Below are 1,580 nucleotides of genomic sequence, written 5' to 3'. Positions count from 1 at the left end.
CCGCCCCTCATGACAGGTGCCCCGCAACCCGCCGGACGCCCGCCTGATCTCTCCCTATCAAGTGCCGTGCCAAGCGACTTTGCCGGGCAAAACCCGCCAAAACCGCGGGCAGCCAGCCCCGGAGGCAAGCAGGCAGGCTGTTTTTTGTGCATATGTGCGGAGGGGGGTGCCGTTTATTTCGGCAATGCCGGACCACGCCGGCCTGACCGCCGCCGGCGGCTGGCCAAAAAAATGGGGCCCGGCAGAACCGGACCCCCAGGCAGGGATGGAAATCCATCCCGACGGGATTGTCGAACCAGGTCAGGCCTTGGTGAACTCCGGATAGGCTTCGACGCCGACTTCGGCCATGTCCATGCCCATCATCTCCTGCTCCTCGGAGGCGCGGATGCCCACCGTCGACTTGAGGATGAACCAGATCACGCCCGAGAGCACGAAGGTGAACACGCCGATCGAGACGATGCCGAGGATCTGCGTCCCGTAGGACATCTCCGGATTGGAGAACGGCACGATCAGCGTGCCCCAGATGCCCGCCAGGAGATGCACCGGGATGGCGCCGACGACGTCGTCGATCTTGAACTTGTCAAGCATCGGCACGGCGAAGACGACGATGACGCCGCCGATGGCGCCGATGAGGATCGCCGTCAGCGGCGAGGGCATCAGCGGCTCGGCGGTGATCGAGACCAGGCCCGCCAGCGCACCGTTCAAGGCCATGGTGACGTCGACCTTCTTGTAGAGCACCTGGGTCAGGATCATCGCCGCGATCACGCCGCCGCAGGCGGCGAGGTTGGTGTTGGCGAAGATGCGGGAGATGTCGGAGACGTCGCCGTTCGAGCCCATCGCAAGCTGCGAGGCGCCGTTGAAGCCGAACCAGCCGAGCCACAGGATGAAGGTGCCGAGCGTCGCGAGCGGCATCGAGGAGCCGGGCATCGGGATCACCTTGCCGTCGGCGGCGTACTTGCCCTTGCGGGCGCCGAGCAGCAGCGCGCCGGCGAGCGCCGCCCAGCCGCCGACCGAGTGAACCAGCGTCGAGCCGGCGAAGTCGGAGAAGCCCGCCTCGCTGAGCCAGCCGCCGCCCCACTGCCAGGAGCCGGTGATCGGATAGAGGACGCCGGTGAGCAGGACGGTGAAGATCAGGAACGGCCAGAGCTTGATGCGCTCGGCCAGCGTGCCCGAGACGATCGACGCCGTGGTGGCGCAGAACACCATCTGGAAGAACCAGTCGGACGCCACCGAATAGTCGCCCTCGTTGGCGGTGCCGGCCGCGGGCCAGCTATAGGGCACCGGCGTGCCGAAATAGCCGCCGTTGACATTGGTGTACATCAGCGAATAGCCGATGATCCAGAACATCACCCCGGCGGTCGCGTAGAGCGCGATGTTCTTCAGGCACTGCATGGAGACGTTCTTCGAGCGCACCAGGCCCGCCTCAAGCATGGCGAAGCCGGCCGCCATCCACATCACCAGGAAACCGCCGATGAGGAACAGGAGCGTGTTGAAGATGAAGGCCGTTTCCGCGGCCGTGGCGAATTCCGGCGCGGCGGCTGCGGCTTCGGCTGCGGGGGCCGCGGCGTCCTGGGCGAAGG

General features: G+C 66.3%; 1 protein-coding gene. It reads right to left on the bottom strand.

Features of this window, described 5'->3' with window-relative positions:
• Positions 1 to 300: 300 nt before the first annotated feature.
• The coding region (locus tag LL06_RS25510) for an ammonium transporter (protein WP_035533738.1) at positions 301 to 1,580 on the bottom strand (1,280 nt) is incomplete at its 5' end.

Source organism: Hoeflea sp. BAL378 (assembly GCF_000759435.1).
Taxonomy (GTDB): Bacteria; Pseudomonadota; Alphaproteobacteria; order Rhizobiales; family Rhizobiaceae; genus Hoeflea.
This window is presented reverse-complemented; position numbering and strand designations above follow the sequence as displayed.